Below are 23,334 nucleotides of genomic sequence, written 5' to 3'. Positions count from 1 at the left end.
ACCTGCTGTCTTTTTATCTATACCTATTTTCATACCAAATGACAAGCCACGTAATGACCGGCTCCAGCATCGCGGAATTCCGGCACCTGCTGTGTGCATATCTCCTTCGCGAATGGACATCTGGTATGAAACTTGCAGCCCTGCGGCGGGTTGGATGGATTCGGGATGTCTCCCTTCAGCACAATCCGCTCCCGCTTCAGCTTCGGAATCGGTACCGGCACAGCGGAGAGCAGCGCCTTCGTATAAGGGTGCAGCGGATTCCGGAACAGCTCGTCCCGGCTGGCCACCTCCATCATGGAGCCCAGATACATCACTCCGATGCGGGAGCATAAGTGTTCAACCACGCTCAAATCATGCGAAATAAACAAATAGGTCAGGCCGCGCGAATCCTGCAGCTTACGGAAGAGATTGATGATTTGCGCCTGGATCGACACGTCCAGTGCCGACACCGGCTCGTCAGCGATAATCAGGTCGGGACTCAGCGCCAGTGCCCGCGCGATACCGATCCGCTGCCGCTGTCCGCCCGAAAATTCATGCGGGAAGCGGTAATAATGGTACGACGACAGTCCGCAGGAAACAAGCAATTCTTCAACTACATCGCGAATCTCGTCCCTGGATGCCATGCCATGGTCAATTAACGCTTCGCCGATGGCATCACCAACACGGACACGCGGATTCAATGAGCTGTAAGGATCCTGGAAAATCAGCTGCATTTGCGGCCGCAGACGGCGCATCTCCTCCTTGGAGACCCGATAGAGGTCTTTGCCCTTGAAGCGGATTTCACCTTCCGTCTTGTCCGTCAGACGCAGAATCGTCCGGCCTACCGTGCTTTTGCCGCTGCCGGATTCCCCAACCAGCCCGAAGGTCTCTCCCGGCTGGATGGCAAAGCTGATATCGTCAACGGCTCTTACATGAGTGACGGTACGATTCAGAAGCCCTGCTTTGACGGGAAAATACTTTTTGAGGTGATTGACCTCCACCAATGGTTCATGCACGGGCCGTTACCTCCTCTTCATACAGCCAGCAAGCCACCTTCTGCCGTTCACCTTCCTGCTTGAGCAGCGGTTCTCTGGTCCGGCAGATATCGAGGCATTGAGCGCACCGTTCGTGAAAATAACACGATTCGGTCAGCTCCAGCGGATTCGGCACCTGCCCAGGAATAAAATACAGCTCCTCCTCGCGCTGACCAAGAATGGGTTTGGAGCGAAGAAGCCCCTGGGTATACGGATGCTTGGGGCTCTCAAAGAGCTCAACCACCTCTCCTTCTTCCACCACTTTACCGGCATACATGACAATGACATAATCGGCCATTTCGGCTACAACACCCAAGTCATGAGTAATCAGCAGGATGGACATGTTCGACCGCTCTTTGATCTGGCGCAGCATGTCGAGAATTTGCGCCTGAATCGTCACATCCAGCGCCGTCGTCGGTTCGTCGGCAATCAGAAGCTTCGGATCGCAGGAGATCGCTATGGCAATCATGATGCGCTGCAGCATGCCCCCGCTAAGCTCGTGTGGATAGGACTCTGCAATTTGTTCCGGCCGTGAAATGCCGACCAGACCGATCAACTCAATCGCCCGGGAATAGGCTTCCTTCCTGCTCAGCTTCAGATGTTCCATGAGCGGCTCCATAATCTGCTGACCGATCTTGAGCACAGGGTTCAGGGAAGACATCGGCTCCTGGAAAATCATCGCGATATCGCGGCCACGAATGGTTCTTAGTTCATTTTTGCCCAGGTCCGGTAAATTTCTGCCGGCAAACTCGATGCTGCCGCCGACGATCCGGCCTGCCGGCCCTTCGACCAATCCCATGACAGACATCGCGGTAATACTTTTCCCGGAGCCCGATTCCCCCACAATGCACACCGTCTCACCCTGCCTTACCCGCAAGCAGACTCCGTCCACTGCCTTGACTACACCTTCTTCGGTTTGAAAATGGGTTCGTAAATCGTTAATTTCAAGCACGTTGTTCACGGTACTCCCCACCTACTTTTTCAGCTTGGGATCCAGAGCGTCCCGGAGTCCATCGCCGAAAATATTAATTGATATCACCGTCGTAAAAATAGCAACTCCCGGCGGAATCCATAACCACGGATGCTTCTCGAAATCAATCAGGTTGTTGGCCGAGTCAATCATATTGCCCCATGTAGCTGTCGGCGGCATTACACCAAGCCCGAAGAAGCTGAGCACCGATTCGCTCAGAATGGCGCCCCCGATATTCAGCGTTGCCACCACGATCAGCAGCGGCACCAGATTCGGCAGCAGATGATGGAACAGCTTGCGGCGATCGCGCAGTCCCAGCACCGTTGCAGCCAACATAAATTCACGTTCACGCAAACTGAGTATCTGCCCCCTGACAAGCCGAGCAAGCCCCGGCCAGCCGACAAAGCTCAGCATAAGCATAACAATATACATGCGGTAAGAAGTCGGCACCTTCCAGTCCGAGAGCAGCGCCCCCATGATAAACAGGATCGGCAGACTCGGCACCGTCAACAGCAAATCCGCGACACGCATAATCATCTGGTCGACGATTCCCCGGTAATAGCCGGCAATCGCACCCAAAATAGAACCGATAAATACCGACAGGGCCATAGAGGCGATCCCCACGGTCAACGAAATTCGTCCGGCCTGCAGCAGTCGCGTAAGCACGTCTCTTCCCAGCAGGTCTGTTCCCAGCCAGTGATTAAGAGCGGGTGCCTTGTAGGAGGCCGCCATATTGATTTTGCCGCTTGCATAAGGCGACAGCATTGGGCCGATAAAGCAGATGATAAACATGAATACGATATAACCAAAGCCGAATACTGCCAGCTTGTTCCTCAAGATTCGATGAAACGACTGCCTCCACAAAGATGAGCGCGGGGCTTCCCGCTTGGCCTTCTTAATCTCCGCCACTCCTCCGCCGATGGAAGACATGGAGCTCCCCCCTTGCCATATAGGATAATTGGTACAAGATTGTCTACTGCAACTGAATGATCCCTAAAGTTTGACCCGCGGGTCCGCCACATGATAGAGAATGTCCGAGAGCAGTGTGCCGATGACGGTCAGTACCGCGATGAACATCGTGAATCCCATTAACAACGGGTAATCCCTGACGGTAAAAGACTGCATATACAGCTGTCCGATCCCCGGCCAGTTGAAAATCTTCTCAATAATGAGTGATCCGCCGAATAGACCCGGAAGCTCGAATCCGACCAGTGTGATCGCCGGGAGCATGGCATTGCGCAACGCGTGGCGAAACAGCACGGTCCGCTCCTTCATCCCTTTGGCTCTTGCGGTGCGGATATAATCCTGACGGATAACATCCAGCATGTTGCTGCGAAAATAGCGGGTCAGCGATCCGACACCGAGCAGCACCATGACGACCACCGGCAGGGTCATGTGATGAAGAACCTCAAGCACGTAAGCCCACCCGGCTGCATTGCTTCCGGTCGTTGTCATGCCGCCCGGCGGGAGCCATCTGAGATCCACCGCAAACAGCTTGATCAGGAACAGACCGATGAAGAAGGACGGGATCGACATGGCCGCAAAAATCAGCACCATCACCAGGGAGTCAAACCAGGAATACTGCCTGTAAGCTGAAACAACACCAATGATGACGGCAATGACCCAGGTGAAGAAGGTCGAGGTGATCGCGAGCAGAAACGAGTTCCAGACATACTCATTAAACAGCGTCAGCACAGGCTTCTGCTGGGCTAGAGAGAATCCGAAATCCCCATGCAGCGCCCGTCCCATCCAGTTCAGATAGCGGTCGATCAGCGGCTTGTTGAAGCCATAAATCTCCCGCAGCTCCGCTTTGCGTTCAGGACTGAGCTTCAGGTTGTTTGTTATGAAATCTCCCGGTGTCAGTGCATACAGACAGAATATAAACAGTGAGGCCGCCAGAAGTATGACAACCATATATATCAATCTTCGCAGCAGATATGTGCTCATGACCAGCTCCTTTTAACTGAGCCGCCCGCTGATTCCCGGGCGGGCAGCGGGCGGCTGTCTTTTTTTACTTCAAGGTCCAGTTCGGCAGGCTGGTGGAAATGCCCCAGAACGGATTGATCACCAACCCTTCAAGACGGCCGTTCGTAGCCACCACCATCTTGTTATTGCTGGTGAAGATGTATGGCAGATCATCGTTCACGACTTTGTAGAGCTCATGATAAATCTTTTTGCGCTCCTCCATATCCGATGTTGCCAAGCCCTGCTCATACAGCTTTTTCACTTCCGGGTTATCATAACCGGAAATTTCACCGCTGACGAAGTCGCGCACACCGTCCGCAGGGTCGGTCATGAGAGAGGTCGAGAATGCAGCCATGTCATAGTCTCCGCTTTCCAGCTTGGCAAGCTGGGAATTGAAATCCGCAAATTGCTCTGGCTCGAATTTGACGCCGATCGCCTTGTAGTTTTCAGAAGCGACCGCGATGAAGATGTCGGTAGCCTGTTTTTTGGAGCCAATGAAGTGTATGGTAAGCGGTTTGCCGTCTTTCTCCCGAATGCCGTCGGCTCCCATGGTCCAGCCGGCTTCATCCAGCAGCTGGTTTGCTTTCTCCGGATCGTATTGATAAGGATTGATGCCTTCTTCCGTATAAGTCCAAGAAATTGGCGAAGTCGGGATGTTGGCTACCGTCGCTGCTCCCTGGTTGGAATCCACATAGATTGTCTGACGGTCAAGACCATAGGTCAGCGCCTGTCTGACCTTCTTGTCCTGGATGGCCTCATGCTCAAAGTTCAGGCGCAGATAACCGTAATTGCTCGCCGTGTATGGAGTAAGATTGACAAATCCAAGATTTTTCAGCTTCTCGATATTGTCCGTCGTGGCAGGGAAGGATGCATAGTCCTGCTCTCCGGTCTCCAGGAACTGCCATGTATCACCATCTGTTGTTTTATAGATAAAATGCTCCAGCTTTGGTTTGCCTTTATAGTAGTACTCGTTCGCTGCAAAACGCACTTCCTGTCCAGGGATGAATTTCTCCAGCTTATATGCGCCGTTGCCAAGCGGATTGGAGTGAAGATTTTTGATATAATCCAGCTGGCCAAATTTGTAATCCTTTCCGTAGTAGGCTTTGGACAAAACGTCACTGCCCAGCAGCAGGAGAGCTGTTGCGTTAGGCTTCTCCAATGTAGCGGAAATCGTCTGCGGATCAATGACCTTGATCCCCTCGATCGACGAAGCCTTGCCTTCCTTATAAGCTTCTCCACCCTTCACATGGGCTTCCGTGATATCAAAATCGCCGTCGTAGGACTTGTCGTGCAGCAGGGTCCATGTAAAAGCAACATCATCCGCCGTCAAAGGCGAGCCGTCGCTGAATTTCGAATCTGGACGCAGGTGAAAGGTGTATGTAAGCTGGTCATCGGAGACCTCATATTTCTCGGCAAGGTCGGCGTTCGGGAGGCCCTCCTTATTCACCCTCACTAACGGGGCGAACAGAAGCGAGGTGACATTCCCGTCGTAACCGCTTTGGGCAAAATAAGGAGTAAAGGAGCCGCTTGGATCCGTGAGTCCCACAATGACCGTATCGGTTCGTTCCTTGGCTGCAGTCGGGAGCTTGGATAAAGCGGATGCCTTGATTGGCTCAGTCAAGCCTCCAGCTGCCGCTGTCGGGGCATTTTCACTTGCGGCGGTTTGGCCTGTTGTCGGTGCAGCCGCATTGTCCTCCGTGCATGCAGACAGCAGCAGGGCACCGGATAAGAATAGGGCCGACAATACATAAGTACTTTTTTTCATGGTAAACCTCCCTTGAATGTGAGCGATCTGAAGACCGTAGTTATATTTATAATTCCGATCCGCTAACTATGTTTTTTGATCGACAATTCATATTATAAAAACCATGTCCGGTTCTGTAAAGGGAGAACCACAAAAAATTCCACAAAAAAACCGCCTTATCCAGTTCGGTGACCCTCGATTCACAAGATCGGGATGAAGGTCATCTAACCTTAGATCCGAAAAAAATAGACTAAGGTTATATAACTTTCGATCCAGAATATCGGGACAAAAGTTACTGAATAAGGCGGTTTGTCGTTAGGATTCGGTTGCTGCAGCCATCTCGGACGAGCCTGTAATATACGACATCAGCGACTGCTGAAATTCCATAATGGAACGGCTCCGCAAGGAATATTCCACCAGCGTCTCTCCTGCAAAATGAGCGCAGATCAGACCTGAACTCCTCAGCTTGAAGATATGGTCATGTGTAATGCCTTTGGACAGCTTCAGATGTCTGACAATTTCGATAAAGGCTCGTGGGCCTTCATGCAGATAGCGCAATATTTTGAGCCTGCTGCGTTCCCCTAGTGCCCGAATCAGCCGCAAATCGGGATTTGGGAAGACCTCCCCTGAAGCGAGATCGATCCGGGACGAGTAGTGACATATCATGAACCTGCCGTAATCATAAACGACATTCACTGGCTGAAAATGATATTGCGGCACAAGGAGCAGCCGCTCCATGGCATCGGTCTGGCGGAACCGCATACCGCCCGTGGTTCGATCCACAAATTCATCGGCATCCCACAGCGGCTGCTCTGCCAATCTTGAAGCGGTTTCCTGCTGAAGTGCTGCCGGAATGGCCGGATCAACCGACCGAAAATACTCCTCATACCATCCAGGCAGCACCGATAGATAGACAGAGCGAAAAAAAGCCCAGTCCTCCGGCATCGTAACAGGATAGCCGGATGTCAGCTCGTACAGGTCCTCGTTGCTCTGATCCTTTATCCACTGCAGGAATGAAGGCACGGAGCCCGGATCCGGACATAAGAATGCCAGCAGATATACCAGCTTCCATTCGGCACCAATGACGAGCGGTGCAAGACCGGTCTTCAATTCGGGGGACAGCGTTTCACCCATAGCAGCCGCCCATGCAGGAGTCAGATCTATTTTCTTGTGGGACGGCCTGCAAATAAATGTATGTAAGCTGCTTAGAAACTCATAAACCTCTGCAAACCTGACTTCAACTTGATAAGCCATCCTGTGTCTCCCTTCCTCTTCGCTTAAACTCCGACTTAAAGCTTCCCGCCGCTACCGGATACGGGCCAGCGCCAAGCCATCATAGGACGGGAGCAGCGTGCTCTCCAGCCGTTCATCCTCGGCTATCATCTGATTAAAACGTCTCATCGCCTGGACGGATGAACCGTTCTTCTCCGAATTCAGTGTACGGCCGCGCAGAAAACAGTTATCCCCTGCTATAACAGCCCCCGGATTGCCAAGCTCGATTGCATATTCCAAATACAGCGGGTAATTCTCCTTGTCCGCGTCAATGAAGAAGAAATCAAATTTGCGCCCTTCCCGCTTCAACTGCTCAAGACTCTCCAACGCAGGCCCTATGCGGTACTCGACACGGTCGGCAAATCCGGCTTCTGCCAGATGTCCTCCGGCAAGCGCAGCGTATTCTTCCTTCAGTTCAAGAGACGTCAGTCTGCCTTCCGTCCCAAGCCCCCGGGCAAGGCATATCCCGCTGTATCCGCCCAATGCCCCGATCTCCAGAACGCGCTGTGCCCCCGAGATACGGATGAGCATCGTCAGCAGCCGTCCGTATGCCGCCGCCACGGACACCTCGGGCATCCCTTTTTCCCGAATCGTTTCCTTGACCTTCAATAACAGCTCGTCCTCCTTGAATAACTGCTCTATATAATCTTCAGGTGCTGTGTTCAAATGTACTCCTCCTCAAAAAATATTCAGCTTCAGCATAAGCGCGATCCTTGCCGAACCGGTGGAACCCGGTATGTATATTTACGGTTTGTCTCCAGGAATATAATCGCCTATACTATACGAATGAACCTTTGCCTTGCATGTTCGGTTTAATTTCCGAAACCATAATATAGATTGTATTGTTTTTGGGGAATTGCCACAAGGCATTAGACAAGGCGGCCTTATTCAAGTGCCGTACAATCAAGATGGAGTGAATTGTTTACATGGCCCAACTGCAATTGATTGCAACTGCGCCGATGGGGCTGGAAGCCATCGTAGCGCGTGAACTGAAAGAACTTGGATACCACGATCAGACCGTTGAGAACGGCCGTGTCGTATTCACCGGTGATTACATCGATATCTGCCGCTGCAATTTATGGCTGCGCAGCTCGGATCGTATTCTCGTCAAGATGGCCGAATTTGAGGCCACAACCTTTGATGAATTGTTTGAAGGCACCAAAGCCGTGTCTTGGCAGGACTGGATTCCTGCCAATGGCGAGTTTCCGGTGGAAGGACGCTCGCATAAATCCCAGCTCAGCAGCGTGCCTGCCTGTCAGGGGATTGTAAAAAAGGCGATTGTTGAAAAGCTGAAGGAGACCTATCATACGGAATGGTTCCCCGAGAACGGGCCGCGCTATGTCATTGAAGTAATTTTGCTGAAGGACCGTGCCCTGCTTACATTGGACACCACTGGACCGGGGTTGCACAAGCGGGGCTACCGTAAGCTCGTTACCGAGGCGCCGCTTAAGGAGACGCTGGCTTCGGCCATGATTCAGCTCAGTCGCTGGACGCCGGACAGGCCCTTCTATGATCCTTGCTGCGGCTCGGGCACGCTGCTGATTGAGGCCGCCATGCAGGCCTGGAACCTTGCTCCAGGGCTGCGCCGCTCCTTTAACTCCGAGCCTTGGCCAGTGATCGGCGAACAACTGTGGGAAGAAGCCCGCAATGAGGCCATGGATCTCGTGCGGGACGATGTGGAGTTTCAGATTGCAGGCAGCGATATCGATCCCAAGGCCATTGAAGTTGCGCAAGCCGCTGTCAAGGCTGCAGGGCTGGCGGGAGAAATCAGGCTTGATGTCATGCCTGCAGCCAAAATCAGACTGGACGGCGAATACGGCTGCCTGATTACCAACCCGCCTTATGGCGAGCGCCTGGGGGATGAGCCGGAAGCAGAAAAGCTGATCCGTGGCTTGGGGCGCACTGCGGCTGGCATGCCGACATGGTCCTTCTTTACCATCAGTCCTGCCAAGCAGTTTGAGCATTATTGGGGGCGCAAAGCAGACAAACGGCGCAAGCTGTATAACGGCCGGATTGAATGCCAATACTATCAATACCTGGGCCCTCTTCCTCCTCGCCACAGGAAAGCTCAACCCGAAAATTAAAAAATCTCAATCATGCAGAGAGCGGACCCCATGGGGCCCGCTCTCTCTTTCATCCTCCCTCTCTTTTATGTTGAAAAGAAACGCCGGCAGGATATAATAAGTAAGGGCAAATCCGGTTTTTACACAGAGATCACATTCTGTTTACAAATTATTAAACTCTCTGGGACCGGTCAGATTGCCAAAGGGGGAAATGTAAATTGAACAGGTACAATTCCGGCATGATCCATCGTGCCGGGGCAAGGATCGGCAGTTGGCTGCAGAACCGTCATATAGGGTTCTGGATATTTGCCATACTGATTCTGTATAAGCTGGGGCTGCTCCATTCTCAATTGGACGCCCCGAATATTGATATGAACCCGCTGGACTACGTCATTGCCTTTGGTTCATTGCTGATAGCCAGCTTCTGGACCTTTTGGCTGCCTCCACGCGGTCGGTTCACAGCGCTGGCTGTATTAAATGTGCTGCTGACTGCGCTTATTTACTCGGATATGGTGTACTACCGGTACTTTGGTGATTTTATCACCATCCCCGTATTGCTGCAGGCCGGTCAGGTGGAATCACTTGGAGGAAGCATCGCATCATTGATTCATTGGCAGGATATCTTCTTCTTTATGGACTGGATTCTCTTCATTCCTTATCTGTTATGGATAAAAAAACTCCGCAGCAGGCAGTCCGACCGTTTGTTCGAAGGCCCTGTTTTTGGTGGAAATAGACGGTGGTCAGGCAGAAGAATGCTGTTTCGGGCTGGAAGCGGCTTACTGGCATTGGGATTAGGCTGTGTATTGACCTTCGGACCGATCAATTTCTACACCTCGACATGGGCAAAGGGGCTGTTTGTAGGCAACTGGTGGTCGCTTGCGCTTTATAATGTGACGGGGCTGCTCGGATTTCATGGTTACGACATTTATCGTTACAGTATGGAGCATTTGGGACCACAGCCCGTACTGGGTCAAAAAGAGATGGACAAAGACCTGGCCTGGTTTAAAGACCACCAGAGCCTGATCCATGTGGAAAATGAAACCTATGGCAAATATAAGGACAGCAATGTCATGGTTATTCAGGCCGAAGCCTTTATGAATTTCTTCATCGGCAAGCAGATTAACGGCCAGGAAATCACACCCAATTTCAACAAGCTGATGAAGGAAAGCATGTATTTCAGCAATTTCTATCATCAGACCGCCCAGGGACGAACCTCCGATGCCGATTTTTCGGCTCAGAGCTCACTGCACCCGCTGCAGACGGGATCGGTATTCATCCGTTATCCGGATCATGCCTACGATGTGCTGCCAACGATCCTGAAGCGGGAAGGGTACAGCCCCAATGTGCTTCATGCTTATGACAGCAGCTTCTGGAACCGCTACTCGATGTACAGGGCTATGAACTATGATCATTTTTACAGTAAAAAAGATTTTGTGATTGATGAGCCGCTCGGGTGGTCGCTGGGAGACAAGTCCTTTTTCAGACAATCAGTCAGCAAGCTTGAGGAGTTGAACGGGAATCCGTTCTACGCCTTCATGATCACCTTGTCGAGCCATCATCCGTATAACATTCATCCGGAAGGCACCGGCCTGGACACGGGTGAATTCAACGGCACCATGTTCGGCGATTATCTGGAATCCGTGCATTATGTGGATCAGGCACTCGGGGAGCTGGTGGCACAAATGAAAGCGAACGGCATGTGGGACAACACCATTCTGATGTTCTACGGGGATCATGACAATTCCATTCAGGACAAAGCGCTGTATGAGAAGTTTTTGGGTGCATCTCTATCCGACCTCGACATGCAAAAAATCATGAATCAGGTGCCTCTACTCGTGCATCTGCCTGACGGCGGAAGTGCCGGCGTATACAACGAACCGGCAGGCCAACTGGATATTGCGCCCTCCGTTCTGCATTTGCTGGGCATTTCCTCGGAGCCGTATCATTTTATGGGCAACAATTTGCTCAGCGGCAAGCAGCGGATGGTGGTACTCCGTTCGGGGGCATTTACGGATGGAAAAGTATACTACATTCCGTCCAAGGATAATACCTTCGTGAACGGAACGTGCTACATTGCGGTTACGGGAGAACAGACCGATATCCAGGCATGCGGACCGGGGTATCAGGAGACGCTTAACCGGATTGCCATCTCGGATGATGTCATCACCTACGACCTGATCCGCCGCTGGAATCCTGCCGCCATGAACACGGAGCCGTCTGACGGCGCGAAAGCTTCATCGCCATGAACTGAGGAAAATAGAAAGCAGCCATTTTTCAATTAAAGCAAAAGAACGAGAACAGGAGCCGATTCCCCTCCTGTTCTCGTTCTTTTTTTACCCAATCAGAAACCGCGGGAGATTCGCTATTTCTGATTGGGTATTATTAAGTTGAAGGATGCACGAAGCAGCGGAGAGGACGAAGCAATTCCGGAAAAGCGAAGCGTTCGCCTTTGGCCCGGAGGGTCAACAGCGATTGTAGGAATACTTCGTTCTCGGAGCCTTTCAGAACACGATGTTGCTGCTTATTTCAGACCTGTTCTTTTAATAGAATCGAGCCGACGCTCCTCAGTAGCCATCATTTCCTCCGCCGCCTCCATCACATCGTCCCCAAGGTTTTCACTGGCCTGATCCAGGGCATGCCTCGCGTGAGCCCGGGAGTGCTCGGCCTGCTCCACCAGCTGTTCGTTCGGATGTGACATGGCCTGTGTTACCGCATTATGGAACCTGTCCACCGAATTTTGCGTTTGGGCGGCAACACTCTGATTTTGCAGATTGGAATCGTATTGCGACATCACCTGATCCCCTTTCTCGGAGCTAATAAGTACTCGCCTTATAGCATGAACAGGTGGAAGCAGGACTATACAAAAACCCCCGCAACCGTCTGATCGGTTCGGGGGATCTTCGCTGAAAGCACATAAGTCATCATCTTACAAACCGGATTAGGCCTCTAAGCTCGGCTGCTTAATAAATGCAGCAGCCTTGACCAGCACTTCTTCCTCTGTCGGTGCACTTACATACCGTCCATTCACATATACAAACGCACGCTTGCCGCAGGGCCCGCAATACGATTTGCAGCCGATTTTGATCTCGGCATCAGGTGCCATTTTTTGCAGCTTCGGAATAATGCTCTTCATCCGGACAAACTGACATTTATCACAGACACGAATATCGTTTGCCATCATTCATCCTCTCCACTTCATGCCGTCTTAATGGTCACCGTGGTTGCCCATCGAAGGATTCGTAATGACAAAGCCCTCTTCAGGGAAATACAAATAGTCTATTTTGACGCCGTCCAGGAACGGCTGGCCTTCTTCAAGAATTACGTCAATGTCTTTATCTGTGGAGACTACAGTGTCTCCTTCCTTCGGCGTGTCAAGGTCAAGACCATAGTGTGCATGATCTCCATGCGCATGAGTTACAATGACTCTCAGTATTTTTCCGCTGTTCTCGGGTTTATCCAGCTCAAGCTTCAGCACTTTGGCCGCATTACGTGTAATTTTGCACTTCATTTACTTCAACTCCTATAGGCAGCATAATTTATGAAGATTTCAGGATTCAGTGCATCCCTGATGATTAGTAGTCAATATTCCTATTGTAATGAATAATTTATAGAAGCGCAACACCTGTTATTTGGACAAAATGCGAAGGCTGTTCATTTCACCCGAATACGGCCCGGCTCGGAAAGCTGAGGATACTTGCGCTCCGTTCTGGTCACAAACCAGTTCATCAGCAGCATCGCTACCCCGATATCATCAAGCGGCATGAACGGAATCGGAATGATGATGTCCGGAAGAACCCAATAAAGCAGTGCAGGTACGAGAAACAGCAGCTTGTCCCCAAGAGGCACCTGGGGTGAAGCAAGCAGGCGGGGAAGACGGCGCAATACGTGCTCCCACTGCCGCAGAGACCAAAATTTTCTCCATTTCATGGACATCGCTCCATTCCGCGTCTTTTGCAGCTAATATAAGCCTTCATGTATAGCATACCCTTTCACATCAAAATGAAGAAGGCTGGCGAAAAATCAGGCTTCCTGCCGGAAGCGCTGTTCCTCCACAGGTGAATGTTCCCACCGCCTGAAGAGTGAAGAGGCGGGGGCTTCTTGTTTCGACGATCGCTGCCTCTCTGTAGGAAAGGTCTGACTGGATCTCCACAAGCGTTCGATGCGGTACGCATCCCGTTCGGGGCAAACCCTCCCTACGGTATCCAGTCCATCACGCTACGATGTTCAAAGCCCGCTGCAAAATGACCTGGGCCGAAACGATGTCCCTGTCCTGCACCAGCCCGCATTCTTTGCATTCATGAAGCCGGATTGCCAACGTTTTTGGCACTTCCGCACCGCAGATGCAGGTTTGCGATGTGCCGTGGGCGGGCACTTGTACGAGTCGCTTCCCCTGTTTGGCAGCTTTATACGACAGATACGTGATGAATGTTCGCCATCCGGCATCTGATATGCTTTTGGACAGCCGGCGGTTACGGATCATGTTCTTCACTTTCAACTGCTCCACCGCAATCAGATCATGTCCCTGAACGATGCGATGCGATTGTTTGTGTAAGAAATCTTTGCGCTGCCGGGCCACTTTCTGGTGGATGTTTGCGACTTTCTGTTTGGCCTTCTGCCGATTGCGGGAACCGCGCGCTTTACGGGATAATCGCCGCTGGGCGCGTCTGAGCCGCTTCTCCACTCTTCGCAGATGCCGTGGGTTGTCCACCTTCGTCTCATCGGACAGCGCCGCAAACGTGCGTAGCCCGACGTCGATGCCCACGGCGGTTTCCGCCGTCTGGTCGGCTTCCGCTTCCTCTATGTTCACGCCGATCCCCACCATCCACCCGTCTGCATGCCGTTTCACGTTGATTTGGGTCACATTTGCCCGATCGAACGGACGATGTGCACGCATACGGACAAAGCCGATTTTGGACAGATAGACGTATCCATCCCGAGCAAAGGTCTTGTCTACCGCACCAGGCTGAGGGTACGTAAAGGAAAGATATCGGTCGGCTGACTTATAATGGGGAAAACCCGCCTCACCGCGGAAGAACCGCTGATAGGCATCATCCAAACGCCGCAGGCAATCTTGTAACACCTGTGAATGAACTTCTTTATATTCGGGAAATTCCTTCTTGAAGGCGGGCAATTCATTTTGCTGCTTGGCGTAGGTGACGGTTTTGCCCTCTTGGTTGTAGGCGGTATCCCGTTGCTCCTTCGCCCGATTGTACAGCTTCCGGCATAAGATCAATGTTCGAATCATGCGTTCTTCCTGTTCGGGGGTCGGGTAGAGACGAAACTGATATGTGATTTGCACGAAGGTTCACCGCCTTAATAAGAATAAGAACATATATTCCCATCATACCACACAAACATTCGACTAGGAAAGCACGCGCCTCATACCATAGACAAGTGCTTTTAGGCTTCGCCTAACCGAGATTCATCCCCTACTCAAAGTTTTGTGAGCGCTGCTTCCTGAATAAGCTTCGAACAAAACTCGCTTCGGAAGTATAGGCTCAGAGGAAGGGGACTTCTCACGGAAACATGTTAAATTACGCCGTTTTCCCGTAAAGGTTTCAAGCACTCAGCAGCACAAGCCGGAAAGAGCGGCAGACAGCACCTGGCCTGTTTCCCTGCACAGACTGTCGAAATCACTTAGCGGAAGCGGGTTGACGCCTTCCCCCAATTCCACCGTAAAGCCAGGCCTGCCGAATTCAAGAATGAACCAGTCCTTGTAGCCTGCATCGCTGCCGCTGAGTCTGACAGCCCTGAAATTTGCAGCACGGGCCAGCCTTTGCGCCCACATGAGGCTGTTCGTCGGCTCCCTGTCGCGGTAATTCCAGTAAATTTCACGCCCCTGGGTATGAAATGAGATCACCATGTCTGGCAGCAAACGGCGTGTCCAATCGGCCAGTGCACGCGCTTCAGGCTCGGACAGCGGCTCTGTTCCGCCATAATCACGCGGACCCGGTCCCTTCACGGCCCGCCGCTGCAATTCGTCCCCCCAATAGGCCGGAAACTGGTCGTTCAAATCAATTCCGCGTATATTGGCCTTCCAGGAGCTGAAATCAAGGTTTCCCTGGTTCCACTTCAGAAGATTCTCCCGCTCAGGATGGGAATCACTGCCTTCTTCAACGACCAGGTCCACACCGTCCGGATTGACCATAGGAACTACACTTAGTGTAACATCCCGCAGCCAGCGCTCCGGATCATGCCCATGGAGGGATCTTCCCGCTGCGGCTGCCGCAGCACAGTGCTCCAGAAAATGCAGCACGCACGGAGCGGTAATCCACTCGTTGGCATGGACTGCCGCATTTACCGCAAGCTTGCGTTTCCCTTCACCCAGTTCCAAACATGGAATGGTTCTCCCCATCACACTTTTACCTATGGAGCCCACTTTCACGAAATTATATTTTTCATGCAAATGACCAATATCCTCCATCAGACGCTTATACCCGTATCTTCCGGACAGCCCTGTATTCCCAGAACGAATACTAACCTCTTTCATCCCCATTCCTCCCGGCAGCATGTTTCCGTTTCTCGACTTCGGTTCCTGTGCGATCTTATACTCTAATTTATGCCTGCCTGCCCAATCCGTGATTCCGAACTCTTTTTGCAATGCTGAAAAAAGCCGTCCCACCCGGGAACGGCAAAGTTGAAACTTCCTTCTGCATTTTAAAGATTACCCAAGACGGGTCACCTGCCACAAGACGGGAATGTTGCCGATTTGCTCACCAAGCCACTGTCTTGCGATACTCCGAAACAGGCGAGCATCCCCGGAGCAGTAAAACTGGTGGATTGGAAGTGTATCTCCGGAAGCAAGCTTGCCCTTGTTATAAAGTATTGTGCTTGTCTCTCTTGCCGTCTCATCAGCAGAGCTGATCAGCTTGACATAAGGTCCCATCACTTCCTGAATGGTCTCCCTGAGAAAAGGGTAATGGGTGCAGCCGAGAATAAGACAATCCATGTACTGATTGGTCATAGGCAAAAGCGACTTGCGGACAATCAGTGAAGTGCTTTTCGAGTGAAATTCCCCTCTCTCCACAATAGGAACGAGCAATGGACAAGCCAGACTTACAATCTCAATATAAGGAGACAGCTGCTTCAAGGCTGTGGTATATGCACCACTGCTAATGGTCCCGACCGTGCCGATGACCCCCACATGACCTGTATTGGTAGCGCTGATGGCTGCACGGGCACCGGGATGAATGACTCCGATGACGGGCACGCTGACCTTGCTGCTGATTTCTTCAAGCGCCGCTGCCGTTGCCGTATTGCAGGCAATGACAATGACCTTGGGATCAAATTGAATAAGAAAATCAACGATCTGCCCGGTGAATTTCAAAACTTCATCAGCCGGACGTGGGCCGTAAGGGGCTCGCGCGGTGTCACCGTAGTAAATGATCTTCTCGCGCGGAAGCTGACGCATCACCTCTTTGACAACAGTCAGTCCACCCACGCCGGAATCCAAAATTGCAATAGCCTGCTGCACGAACACACCGCTTTCCTCATTGTTGTTATCCCTCTTGCTATCACTCTTCTACATAACTTATGTGAGTCAAGTTCAAAAGGTACGTTAAAAGTGAACAAAAGGGAAGTCCACCCACGAGGTGTGGCTGCCTGCAATTAGCGGAAGGCCGTGTAAAAGCCGGGCCCCTCCCTTGGATCGAACCCGGCTGCAGTGTTCAGATAGAGTAGCTGTCGTTGCCTGCCTTGCGTTCTTCCGGCTTCTCTCCTTCGGCCGCAGTGATGACTACTTTTTCCTCTTTCCCTTGCTTGCCATACGCTTGGCGAACCTCCTGAACCGCATAGGCAGCCGTATCCTTAACGATATCTACAAGCTGGAGACCCGCTGTCCCGATTTTATCCGCCACAGACAGGCTAGCCTCGCTGAGCTGCTGGGTGCATTCCTCCAGATCCTTGCGCAGCTCACGCCCTGATTTTGGCGCCAGCAGCAATGCTGTGGCTGAACCGAGGATTGTGCCTGCAATGGCACTCCACATCATCATTTTGCCTTTTTGATCCATCATCATCTCTCCTTCGACCAAGCCCCGGGACCGGAAAGACCCCGCTGACAGGAGCATCGCTCCAGGCATACTTACGGAGCCTGCCCGTCAGCGGAGCTGTTTTTCCGGGCGAACGCCCATCTTTTATAATGCAGTATAAGCAGGATGGGCTTGACTTGTTACAGGAGAAATGCTGCCAGGACTAACTCTGATGTGGAAAGATCTTGTACCGGCAGCAGCGGCCACCTTCCGCCAGACAGTCGGTGCGGCGCACCTCCGCTTCCAGCAGCTCTTCAAACATATGCTGCTCACACTCGCAGGCTTTGCGGTAACGGTTCGCCGCTTGAGCAATCGGGCAGTTATACTCATAGAACGTAAAGCTTCCGTCTTCTTCTGTGTTCCAATACGTCATATAACCGGCTGTGTGCTGAATTTCAGCCAGCTTCCTGATCCGCGCCGGCAGTGATCTGCCCTCAAGCTGCGGCATATAACGGCGGATCAGCTTGCGCTTTCTTCCTTCGAAGAGAGCCTCAACAGCCGCTGCTCCCTGAAGCTCATTCAGCTCCTCCAGCAGATCCACCAGCAGATGGTCATAATTGCGTGGAAACTGCTCATCTCCAAGTTCACTGAGGCCAAATTTATAGACAGGCCGTCCCATGGCTTGGCGCACAACGGTAACCTCGACAAAATTTTCCTGCTCCAATGCCTTCAGATGTCTCCTGACCCCCATCTCGGTAATACCCAGCTCCGCTGCGAGGGAAGAGACTCCCAAAGGTCCTCTCGTTTTCAGCAATGTCATAATCAGACGCCGTGTAGACATTTCAGGTACTGTATTCATCGTTTACTCCAGATCATTGACTGCCGGTCGGCAGGGATCCCAACTCACGGTCAAGATAGCCTTCCACACGAATTGCAAACCGTCCCAGCACCTCAGCCAGCAGCGGAGTCAGCTTATGAAGCTCTGTTCGTCTCCAGCAGAAGTACTCCTGAACGAGCGGCTTGCGCAGGGACACCAGCTCATAGATCGGGGCAAAGACAGACTCGTCAATGACATTTTCCTCATGGATGATCCTGATAATGTCTTCATAACTGCTGGCATCACGCATAATAAAGCCGTCAATCAGATAGCTGCCCACGTCAGTTACCGTCTCGATCGCCAGATGCAGACAACGTTCCTGCACCAGTCCCTGCATCAGATCACCAGTCCAGCCTGACGAGACCCGGCGCAGTCCTTCCACAATCTCGGGAATCGCCCTGAGACGCAGCTCAATCTGCTCTCTGTTCACATAGTACATTTGTGCCGCACCCCCTTCCCGGCAGAATTGCCGTCATACCGCCCATTAACAGTATGGCGGCCATTCCATGCCATTCGCAGCCTGTCATATTTCATAGTCAACCGCAAAGGATACGTCCTTTACTTCGTTGATATGCTGAATGATTTCCTGATGCACCGGATGAAGCTGATAAGTCTGCAGGTCTTTGAGATGTTCAAACACTGCCGTCAGGGAAATATCAAAGGAACGTTCGGACCGGATAACATCGACTCCTACTTCCAGCGACAGCACCTCCTTGATTTTGCCGTTCATGCTGCGAAGAACGGAGGCCGTATGTTCAACGCTTTCAGGAGAGCGGTCTTTCAATTTGAAGAACACGATATGCTTAATCATGGGACAGACTCCTTATTTCTAATTTGAAGAGGTAGTTCAAAAAGTCATCTTTTGATCACGAAGGAAGTCAGGAAGCGGACTCGACATCGAATCTTGAATTCAGCCGGGCCTTCCGGTGCTCACGTACCCTACGTACGCTCCGCTCCTCAGTCCCTAGCTTCATCCAATCTTCTCGGTGCTGAAAACCTGACTTTTTGAACACGCACTTGAGAGCTTGCCCTGAAATTTTATCATAATTCTCCCTGATAGGGGAAGATACCGCCGTAGCGGCATCTTTCCCTATCAGCATCACGACGGACCTTCATCCTTCTTTTTTTCCTCCTTGTCTATTTGCTTGTCCTTCAAGGCTGCAAGCAAACCCTGGATCACGGGAGGAAGAGGCATTCCCAGTACGGCAAAATTCTCTGCAACGGAAATGACCTCGTTAAACAGGTAAAAATAAATGGCACCTGCTTGTACAGCATTAACTCCCAAAAGCAGGTCAATTTGGTGGGCAAGACTAACGACCATCAGCATAATCCCCTTTCGGGTCAAGCCCCAAAATCCCGTCTTGCTGCTTAATCCTTTTCCAGATTTGATAGCTGCCGCTATACCTGTAGCAATATCTATAGCCATAGTCACGATAAACACCCCAAGCAGGGGGCTCCATTCCCCGAAGGCAAAGGTGATTAATCCTCCGGTCACAGCACATGATATATTGATTAACGAGTTGCTCATTGTCATCTCTCCTTTCATCAAGGCTATTACATTATATGTAAATAAAGGAAAAATGAAAGTGAGTTTGTCCCTACCGTCGCGCTGAAAATTTATAGATTCATAGAAACGGTTATCCCCGCGTTTTTTTAATTACTTCATATAGTGAGTAGGTCCCTGTTTTTGATTGGCCAGCTATGAAAATAGTTTTATAAAAAATTGATTCGGCCGTACACTTGAAAATATACCGCATGTATTGTAATATTTGTTTAAAAAAATCGGAGGATGTATGCCTAAACAACAAGAACGACATTCCATTCAGGCGTGGTCTCTGATCAACCGCAAGTATTTGGGAAAGGGTGTGCGTGTTAAGCGCTTTCGCAAACCAACCCGCTGTCAAATACGCAACAGGGTTCTCCTCGCGGTGCTGATGGCAAATGACATCAAGCTGTCGCAACTTGCCGAAGATTTATCCATATCATCCCGGAGCGTAAGCGCATGGGTATATGAAGGACGAATTCCCGGCAATACCAACCTGGAGAAAACATGCCGATTGCTTGGTTATCCACGCCATATTCTCTTTAACGAGGATGTGGTCCGCGGTTGTCCGATTATCTGCCAACCTGCCCCTTCCCGTTTCATGAAACGGACGGTAACACGGTCTCCAGTAAAAAACCGGATTTTGGCTGGACTATGCATGGTTCATGATCTGTCCGTGACCGATGTCAGCCATTGGATCGGTGTTCATCCGGGAACCTTCCGCAAATGGCTGCATCAAGGCACAGTACCTTCGCAGGCGTTTCAGGATCAGGCTGAACAATTTTTTCGCATCCCGAAGTCCATTTTGTTTGCAGACGCTATACTAGCCAGGTAAGCTTCTTCAACGGGTTTAAAATGCAGTGGGTTTAAACAAACAATACTTTAAAATTGTGCAGGGACGTATGAATTAACTCCTCTAGCACAAGGAGCACTGTCAGCTGTAGGGCCAACAGTGCTCTTTTTGTTTTTTGATAAGCTTCAATGATGAGCAAACCTGGAATATTTCACATAAGAATGTAAATAATGATTAGCATACATGTACGGTCAATATATTTGAAACGTATTGGAGGAGGGTTTAAATGAAAGTAGCCAAAGATACAGCCTGCGCACTCGGGTGGCTCGCCGGAACAACTTTGGGCAGCGGAATCGCTTTTCTGCTCCAGTGGCAGTCCTACGATGCAGTCTGGTCGGTAGCAATCGGCGGAGCGGCAGGGATTATGGTTGCGCTCGTGTACCGCTTCTTTATACGCCGTGTCCAGTGGCACGGAACACAAAAAAACAGTCCTCAATAGATTTTGAGGGCTGTTTTTGATTTTAATCCAGAAAATCGCTCACTCTGCAAAGCCAGACCATATGTACGGTACCCGGTCCCCAATAGTCCATCACCGCCGCATAAGGCTCACCGAATTTTTGCTTCCATTTCTCTTGGGCGCGTCTATATGCGCTGTCCAGACAAAATTCCTCGATCCCACGGCTGTGAAGATATATGACCACTTCCTTAATCAAAGCAGACGCTATTCCCCGGCCCTGATAGCCTGGCAAAACATATAAACTGCCGAGTTCCCCCACCTGTGCCAATTCATGGTCTGTGCAAGCATTAAGATCCTCATTAGAGGGCCCAAAGGAAATTATCCCCACCACAACACCATTCTGTTTCGCAAGCCAAAAACGGGTTTTCGGCTCATCCCCCTCCCTCGCACTGCGGAGCAAATTTATTTTGTGTTCAATCTCATCCTGCATATCCCCTGTCAAATGTCCAATCCCTTCCTGTTCAAAAACGTCGGGGATAAGCGTCTCGAACAGGTGGCAGGCCTGCTTGAAATCGGATAGACTGAACTGCGTGATGGTAAGCCCGTTCATCATCTTCTTGTTCCTTTCCGTGTAAGTATGGGATAGCATGATTTTCCTATATCAGGACATGCTTTTCAAGCATTTTTTATCCCAGACAAAACCTGCACCGGTATTGTCGGGCTGATTCCTTTTCGTTTTGCTACGATATCAACAGAAAGGAGGTCATGAATTTGGATGCATTAAAGCAGGTTAACCTCGCCATGAGCTATATTGAAGCCAACCTGGCTGGAGAAATCGACCTCAAGGAAGCCGCGAGGCTTGCCTGCTGCTCGGAATATCACTTCAGGAGAATGTTTTCATTCCTGGCCGGCCTGTCCCTAAGCGAATATATCCGCCGCAGAAGGCTGACACTGGCAGCTCTCGAGCTCCATAATTCGGAACATGTCAAAATTATTGATCTTGCAATCAAATACGGCTATGATTCACCGGATTCGTTCTCAAGAGCTTTTCAGTCACTGCATAGCATTACTCCAACGGAAGCACGAAAGAAAGGCGCTGCTTTAAAGGCATTTCCGCCCATGACCTTCCAACTTACAATTAAGGGAGGCAACGAAATGGATTATCGGATTGTAGAGAAGGAAGCTTTTCAAATTGCCGGCATCAAAAAGCAAATCACTCTGATTTATGAAGGTGTAAATCCGCAGATGAATGAGATGTGGGCCAGTCTGACAGAAAAGGACTTCACCGAGCTGAAGCAGCTGTCCAATGTGGAGCCAAGGGGCATCATATGCGCCTCTGTCAATTTCACCGAGGGCCGGGCAGAAGGAACGGTGCTGGATCAGTATATCGGAGTCGCTACATCGAAAGAAGTCCCGCAACGCTGGGAGGTACTGAACGTTCCTGCAGGCACCTGGGCTGTATTTACGGCCATGGGACCGTTTCCCACAGCGCTGCAGGAGGTCTGGGGAAGAATTTACGCCGAATGGTTCCCGACTTCCGGTTATGAAACAACAGGAGGACCTGAAATCCTATGGAATGAAAGCAAGGACACCAGCAGTCCGAACTACAAAAGCGAAATTTGGGTACCTGTATTAAAGCCATAGACTGAACATCAACCAAATGCAAAACTGCGGAAGCCTTGTCATGATCAAGGTCCCCGCAGTTTTGCTTCAAAGTGCATGCTGTTCAATTTTAATACTACCGGATGGACACCACATATTCGGCGAGACGATCCCATGTTTCCGTCAAGCCTTGCTCCATGCCCATGTCGATCACAGTTTTAACCGCATCTGCAGATGCATACACAGCCCGGTTAACGACCTTCGTTTTGCCGTCTTGCTCGATAAAGGTCAATGTGCTTTCCGTAGCGGGCATATCGTCTGAAGTGTTGCCCTCGGCATCCGAGAAGTAGTCAGAATACACGATTTTCTCCCCCTGCACGATCTCGTGGTACAATGCCTTGCCCCACGATTCGACTCCATAAAAATCTCCCTGATTTGGATCCATACACTTCATGCAGTAGTGCCATACGCCTCCGGGGCGAAAATCGATATTGCATACCGTCAGCTCCCAGCCGCGAGGACCCCACCAGTGCTTCAAATGCTCGGCCTCGGTGAACGCCTTGAATACAAGCTCACGCGGTGCGTCAAACGTGCGCTCCACAAATATTTCCTGTCCTTCTGTCCTGAAAATCATTGAATTCGTCATCTTCGTTTCCTCCCTGAAATGAATTTATTCCTTCGATGGTTTATCCTTTGCCTGCAGTTCCTTCAAGTAACGTTCCAGATTGTCAAAGCGCTCATCCCAGAGTGCCTTATAGGTTTCAAGCCACTCATTCAATTCCCGGAACGGCTCCTGCTGAAGCCTGTAAATTCTGCGGTTCGCAACGACCCGGACGTCGACAAGGCCGGCATCCAGCAGGACACGCAGGTGCTTCGAGGCCTGGGGCTGACGAATGCCCACCTGATCGGCAATCTCCCCCACGGTCAATGGACCGTTACGCAGCAGCTCCACGATATGCAGCCGGTTCGGCTCGGCCAGAGCACTAAATGTCGTTGTATCCATATTTTTGTTCCTTTCCGCGTCTTGGTTCGATCCACCTCATTTCGTTAATTATATCGTATTTGTAA

General features: G+C 51.0%; 27 protein-coding genes. 5 read left to right on the top strand and 22 right to left on the bottom strand.

Annotated features, from left to right (window positions below; genetic code table 11):
• Positions 1-29 precede the first annotated feature (29 nt).
• From ACE5LO_RS08680 to ACE5LO_RS08650, 7 genes are all read right to left on the bottom strand, one after another.
• Positions 30-995 (bottom strand): ABC transporter ATP-binding protein, encoded by a 966-nt coding sequence (locus ACE5LO_RS08680; RefSeq protein ID WP_375519625.1) that lies wholly within the window; start codon positions 993-995, stop codon positions 30-32.
• On the bottom strand, positions 988-1,974 hold the full coding sequence (locus ACE5LO_RS08675) for an ABC transporter ATP-binding protein (protein WP_375519624.1): 987 nt from the start codon (positions 1,972-1,974) through the stop codon (positions 988-990). Before ACE5LO_RS08675 ends, ACE5LO_RS08680 begins: the two co-directional genes overlap by 8 nt.
• A gap of 12 nt (positions 1,975-1,986) precedes the next feature.
• Positions 1,987-2,913 (bottom strand): oligopeptide ABC transporter permease, encoded by a 927-nt coding sequence (gene opp4C / locus ACE5LO_RS08670; protein WP_375355494.1) that lies wholly within the window; start codon positions 2,911-2,913, stop codon positions 1,987-1,989.
• A gap of 63 nt (positions 2,914-2,976) precedes the next feature.
• On the bottom strand, positions 2,977-3,930 hold the full coding sequence (locus ACE5LO_RS08665; RefSeq protein ID WP_375519623.1) for an ABC transporter permease: 954 nt from the start codon (positions 3,928-3,930) through the stop codon (positions 2,977-2,979).
• 64 nt (positions 3,931-3,994) lie between these two features.
• Positions 3,995-5,713 (bottom strand): ABC transporter substrate-binding protein, encoded by a 1,719-nt coding sequence (locus ACE5LO_RS08660; protein ID WP_375519622.1) that lies wholly within the window; start codon positions 5,711-5,713, stop codon positions 3,995-3,997.
• 294 nt (positions 5,714-6,007) lie between these two features.
• Positions 6,008-6,946 (bottom strand): winged helix-turn-helix domain-containing protein, encoded by a 939-nt coding sequence (locus tag ACE5LO_RS08655; RefSeq protein ID WP_375519621.1) that lies wholly within the window; start codon positions 6,944-6,946, stop codon positions 6,008-6,010.
• A gap of 51 nt (positions 6,947-6,997) precedes the next feature.
• Positions 6,998-7,630 (bottom strand): O-methyltransferase, encoded by a 633-nt coding sequence (locus tag ACE5LO_RS08650; RefSeq protein WP_375519620.1) that lies wholly within the window; start codon positions 7,628-7,630, stop codon positions 6,998-7,000.
• Between the two features lie 260 nt (positions 7,631-7,890).
• Here ACE5LO_RS08650 and ACE5LO_RS08645 point away from each other — a divergent pair, with 260 nt between their 5' ends.
• Both ACE5LO_RS08645 and ACE5LO_RS08640 read left to right on the top strand, forming a co-directional pair.
• A complete protein-coding gene (locus ACE5LO_RS08645) occupies positions 7,891-9,048 on the top strand; it encodes a THUMP domain-containing class I SAM-dependent RNA methyltransferase (protein ID WP_375519619.1) in 1,158 nt (385 codons plus the stop codon).
• Positions 9,049-9,266: 218 nt separating this feature from the next.
• Positions 9,267-11,273, top strand: coding sequence for an LTA synthase family protein (locus tag ACE5LO_RS08640; protein WP_375519744.1), 2,007 nt, complete (start codon positions 9,267-9,269; stop codon positions 11,271-11,273).
• A 275-nt stretch (positions 11,274-11,548) separates the two neighbouring features.
• Here the strand turns inward: ACE5LO_RS08640 and ACE5LO_RS08635 are convergent, their stop codons facing one another.
• The 12 genes from ACE5LO_RS08635 to ACE5LO_RS08580 all read right to left on the bottom strand — a co-directional run bounded on the left by ACE5LO_RS08635 (position 11,549) and on the right by ACE5LO_RS08580 (position 19,399).
• Entirely contained in the window at positions 11,549-11,818 is a 270-nt protein-coding gene (locus tag ACE5LO_RS08635; protein WP_375519618.1) for a hypothetical protein, read from the bottom strand.
• Positions 11,819-11,965: 147 nt separating this feature from the next.
• Positions 11,966-12,205, bottom strand: coding sequence for a YuzB family protein (locus tag ACE5LO_RS08630; protein WP_375519743.1), 240 nt, complete (start codon positions 12,203-12,205; stop codon positions 11,966-11,968).
• A 27-nt stretch (positions 12,206-12,232) separates the two neighbouring features.
• The gene (locus ACE5LO_RS08625; RefSeq protein ID WP_375519617.1) at positions 12,233-12,535 is read right to left on the bottom strand and encodes an iron-sulfur cluster assembly accessory protein; all 303 of its coding nucleotides are present in this window, start codon (positions 12,533-12,535) and stop codon (positions 12,233-12,235) included.
• Positions 12,536-12,678: 143 nt separating this feature from the next.
• The gene (locus ACE5LO_RS08620; protein ID WP_375519616.1) at positions 12,679-12,954 is read right to left on the bottom strand and encodes a hypothetical protein; all 276 of its coding nucleotides are present in this window, start codon (positions 12,952-12,954) and stop codon (positions 12,679-12,681) included.
• Between the two features lie 283 nt (positions 12,955-13,237).
• On the bottom strand, positions 13,238-14,326 hold the full coding sequence (locus ACE5LO_RS08615) for an RNA-guided endonuclease InsQ/TnpB family protein (RefSeq protein WP_375519615.1): 1,089 nt from the start codon (positions 14,324-14,326) through the stop codon (positions 13,238-13,240).
• A gap of 267 nt (positions 14,327-14,593) precedes the next feature.
• Entirely contained in the window at positions 14,594-15,517 is a 924-nt protein-coding gene (locus tag ACE5LO_RS08610; protein ID WP_375519614.1) for a M14 family metallopeptidase, read from the bottom strand.
• A 174-nt stretch (positions 15,518-15,691) separates the two neighbouring features.
• Entirely contained in the window at positions 15,692-16,501 is an 810-nt protein-coding gene (gene racE, locus ACE5LO_RS08605) for a glutamate racemase (protein WP_375519613.1), read from the bottom strand.
• Positions 16,502-16,694: 193 nt separating this feature from the next.
• On the bottom strand, positions 16,695-17,039 hold the full coding sequence (locus ACE5LO_RS08600; RefSeq protein ID WP_375519612.1) for a YtxH domain-containing protein: 345 nt from the start codon (positions 17,037-17,039) through the stop codon (positions 16,695-16,697).
• Between the two features lie 178 nt (positions 17,040-17,217).
• Complete coding sequence (locus tag ACE5LO_RS08595; RefSeq protein ID WP_375355482.1) at positions 17,218-17,853, bottom strand: helix-turn-helix transcriptional regulator; 636 nt, start codon at positions 17,851-17,853, stop codon at positions 17,218-17,220.
• 13 nt (positions 17,854-17,866) lie between these two features.
• Complete coding sequence (locus ACE5LO_RS08590) at positions 17,867-18,310, bottom strand: DUF86 domain-containing protein (protein ID WP_375519611.1); 444 nt, start codon at positions 18,308-18,310, stop codon at positions 17,867-17,869.
• A gap of 84 nt (positions 18,311-18,394) precedes the next feature.
• Positions 18,395-18,682, bottom strand: coding sequence for a Dabb family protein (locus ACE5LO_RS08585; protein ID WP_375519610.1), 288 nt, complete (start codon positions 18,680-18,682; stop codon positions 18,395-18,397).
• 288 nt (positions 18,683-18,970) lie between these two features.
• Positions 18,971-19,399, bottom strand: a complete 429-nt coding sequence (locus ACE5LO_RS08580; protein ID WP_375355478.1) for a phage holin family protein — start codon at positions 19,397-19,399, stop codon at positions 18,971-18,973.
• Positions 19,400-19,664: 265 nt separating this feature from the next.
• On the opposite strand from ACE5LO_RS08580, the gene ACE5LO_RS08575 reads away from it, so the two are divergent.
• Both ACE5LO_RS08575 and ACE5LO_RS08570 read left to right on the top strand, forming a co-directional pair.
• The gene (locus tag ACE5LO_RS08575; protein WP_375355476.1) at positions 19,665-20,249 is read left to right on the top strand and encodes a helix-turn-helix domain-containing protein; all 585 of its coding nucleotides are present in this window, start codon (positions 19,665-19,667) and stop codon (positions 20,247-20,249) included.
• Between the two features lie 244 nt (positions 20,250-20,493).
• Positions 20,494-20,706 (top strand): hypothetical protein, encoded by a 213-nt coding sequence (locus tag ACE5LO_RS08570; protein ID WP_375519609.1) that lies wholly within the window; start codon positions 20,494-20,496, stop codon positions 20,704-20,706.
• Between the two features lie 22 nt (positions 20,707-20,728).
• Here ACE5LO_RS08570 and ACE5LO_RS08565 read toward each other — a convergent pair whose 3' ends face one another.
• Entirely contained in the window at positions 20,729-21,277 is a 549-nt protein-coding gene (locus ACE5LO_RS08565; RefSeq protein WP_375519608.1) for a GNAT family N-acetyltransferase, read from the bottom strand.
• Positions 21,278-21,435: 158 nt separating this feature from the next.
• On the opposite strand from ACE5LO_RS08565, the gene ACE5LO_RS08560 reads away from it, so the two are divergent.
• A complete protein-coding gene (locus tag ACE5LO_RS08560) occupies positions 21,436-22,308 on the top strand; it encodes an AraC family transcriptional regulator (protein ID WP_375519607.1) in 873 nt (290 codons plus the stop codon).
• 94 nt (positions 22,309-22,402) lie between these two features.
• Here the strand turns inward: ACE5LO_RS08560 and ACE5LO_RS08555 are convergent, their stop codons facing one another.
• Positions 22,403-22,912 carry an SRPBCC domain-containing protein gene (locus tag ACE5LO_RS08555; protein ID WP_375519606.1) on the bottom strand — a complete coding sequence of 170 codons (510 nt, stop codon included), beginning with the start codon at positions 22,910-22,912 and terminating at the stop codon, positions 22,403-22,405.
• A 24-nt stretch (positions 22,913-22,936) separates the two neighbouring features.
• On the bottom strand, positions 22,937-23,269 hold the full coding sequence (locus tag ACE5LO_RS08550; protein ID WP_375519605.1) for an ArsR/SmtB family transcription factor: 333 nt from the start codon (positions 23,267-23,269) through the stop codon (positions 22,937-22,939).
• Between the last annotated feature and the right edge of the window lie 65 nt (positions 23,270-23,334).

Origin of the sequence: Paenibacillus medicaginis, assembly GCF_042138635.1 — a bacterium.
Taxonomy (GTDB): domain Bacteria; phylum Bacillota; class Bacilli; order Paenibacillales; family Paenibacillaceae; genus Paenibacillus; species Paenibacillus medicaginis.
The sequence above is the reverse complement of the archived record's forward strand: the minus strand, read 5'-3'. Positions and strand labels throughout refer to the sequence as shown.

Coding starts and splice junctions, on each gene's coding strand:
- ACE5LO_RS08580 (WP_375355478.1), bottom strand. CDS start 19,399: ATGAGCAACTCGTTAATCAATATATCATGTGCTGTGACCGGAGGATTA.
- ACE5LO_RS08550 (WP_375519605.1), bottom strand. CDS start 23,269: ATGGATACAACGACATTTAGTGCTCTGGCCGAGCCGAACCGGCTGCAT.
- ACE5LO_RS08570 (WP_375519609.1), top strand. CDS start 20,494: ATGAAAGTAGCCAAAGATACAGCCTGCGCACTCGGGTGGCTCGCCGGA.
- ACE5LO_RS08625 (WP_375519617.1), bottom strand. CDS start 12,535: ATGAAGTGCAAAATTACACGTAATGCGGCCAAAGTGCTGAAGCTTGAG.
- ACE5LO_RS08600 (WP_375519612.1), bottom strand. CDS start 17,039: ATGATGGATCAAAAAGGCAAAATGATGATGTGGAGTGCCATTGCAGGC.
- ACE5LO_RS08610 (WP_375519614.1), bottom strand. CDS start 15,517: ATGAAAGAGGTTAGTATTCGTTCTGGGAATACAGGGCTGTCCGGAAGA.
- ACE5LO_RS08630 (WP_375519743.1), bottom strand. CDS start 12,205: ATGGCAAACGATATTCGTGTCTGTGATAAATGTCAGTTTGTCCGGATG.
- ACE5LO_RS08655 (WP_375519621.1), bottom strand. CDS start 6,946: ATGGCTTATCAAGTTGAAGTCAGGTTTGCAGAGGTTTATGAGTTTCTA.
- ACE5LO_RS08635 (WP_375519618.1), bottom strand. CDS start 11,818: ATGTCGCAATACGATTCCAATCTGCAAAATCAGAGTGTTGCCGCCCAA.
- ACE5LO_RS08595 (WP_375355482.1), bottom strand. CDS start 17,853: ATGAATACAGTACCTGAAATGTCTACACGGCGTCTGATTATGACATTG.
- ACE5LO_RS08660 (WP_375519622.1), bottom strand. CDS start 5,713: ATGAAAAAAAGTACTTATGTATTGTCGGCCCTATTCTTATCCGGTGCC.
- ACE5LO_RS08590 (WP_375519611.1), bottom strand. CDS start 18,310: ATGTACTATGTGAACAGAGAGCAGATTGAGCTGCGTCTCAGGGCGATT.
- ACE5LO_RS08665 (WP_375519623.1), bottom strand. CDS start 3,930: ATGAGCACATATCTGCTGCGAAGATTGATATATATGGTTGTCATACTT.
- ACE5LO_RS08645 (WP_375519619.1), top strand. CDS start 7,891: ATGGCCCAACTGCAATTGATTGCAACTGCGCCGATGGGGCTGGAAGCC.
- opp4C (WP_375355494.1), bottom strand. CDS start 2,913: ATGTCTTCCATCGGCGGAGGAGTGGCGGAGATTAAGAAGGCCAAGCGG.
- ACE5LO_RS08555 (WP_375519606.1), bottom strand. CDS start 22,912: ATGACGAATTCAATGATTTTCAGGACAGAAGGACAGGAAATATTTGTG.
- ACE5LO_RS08585 (WP_375519610.1), bottom strand. CDS start 18,682: ATGATTAAGCATATCGTGTTCTTCAAATTGAAAGACCGCTCTCCTGAA.
- ACE5LO_RS08565 (WP_375519608.1), bottom strand. CDS start 21,277: ATGATGAACGGGCTTACCATCACGCAGTTCAGTCTATCCGATTTCAAG.
- ACE5LO_RS08640 (WP_375519744.1), top strand. CDS start 9,267: ATGATCCATCGTGCCGGGGCAAGGATCGGCAGTTGGCTGCAGAACCGT.
- ACE5LO_RS08575 (WP_375355476.1), top strand. CDS start 19,665: ATGCCTAAACAACAAGAACGACATTCCATTCAGGCGTGGTCTCTGATC.
- ACE5LO_RS08620 (WP_375519616.1), bottom strand. CDS start 12,954: ATGAAATGGAGAAAATTTTGGTCTCTGCGGCAGTGGGAGCACGTATTG.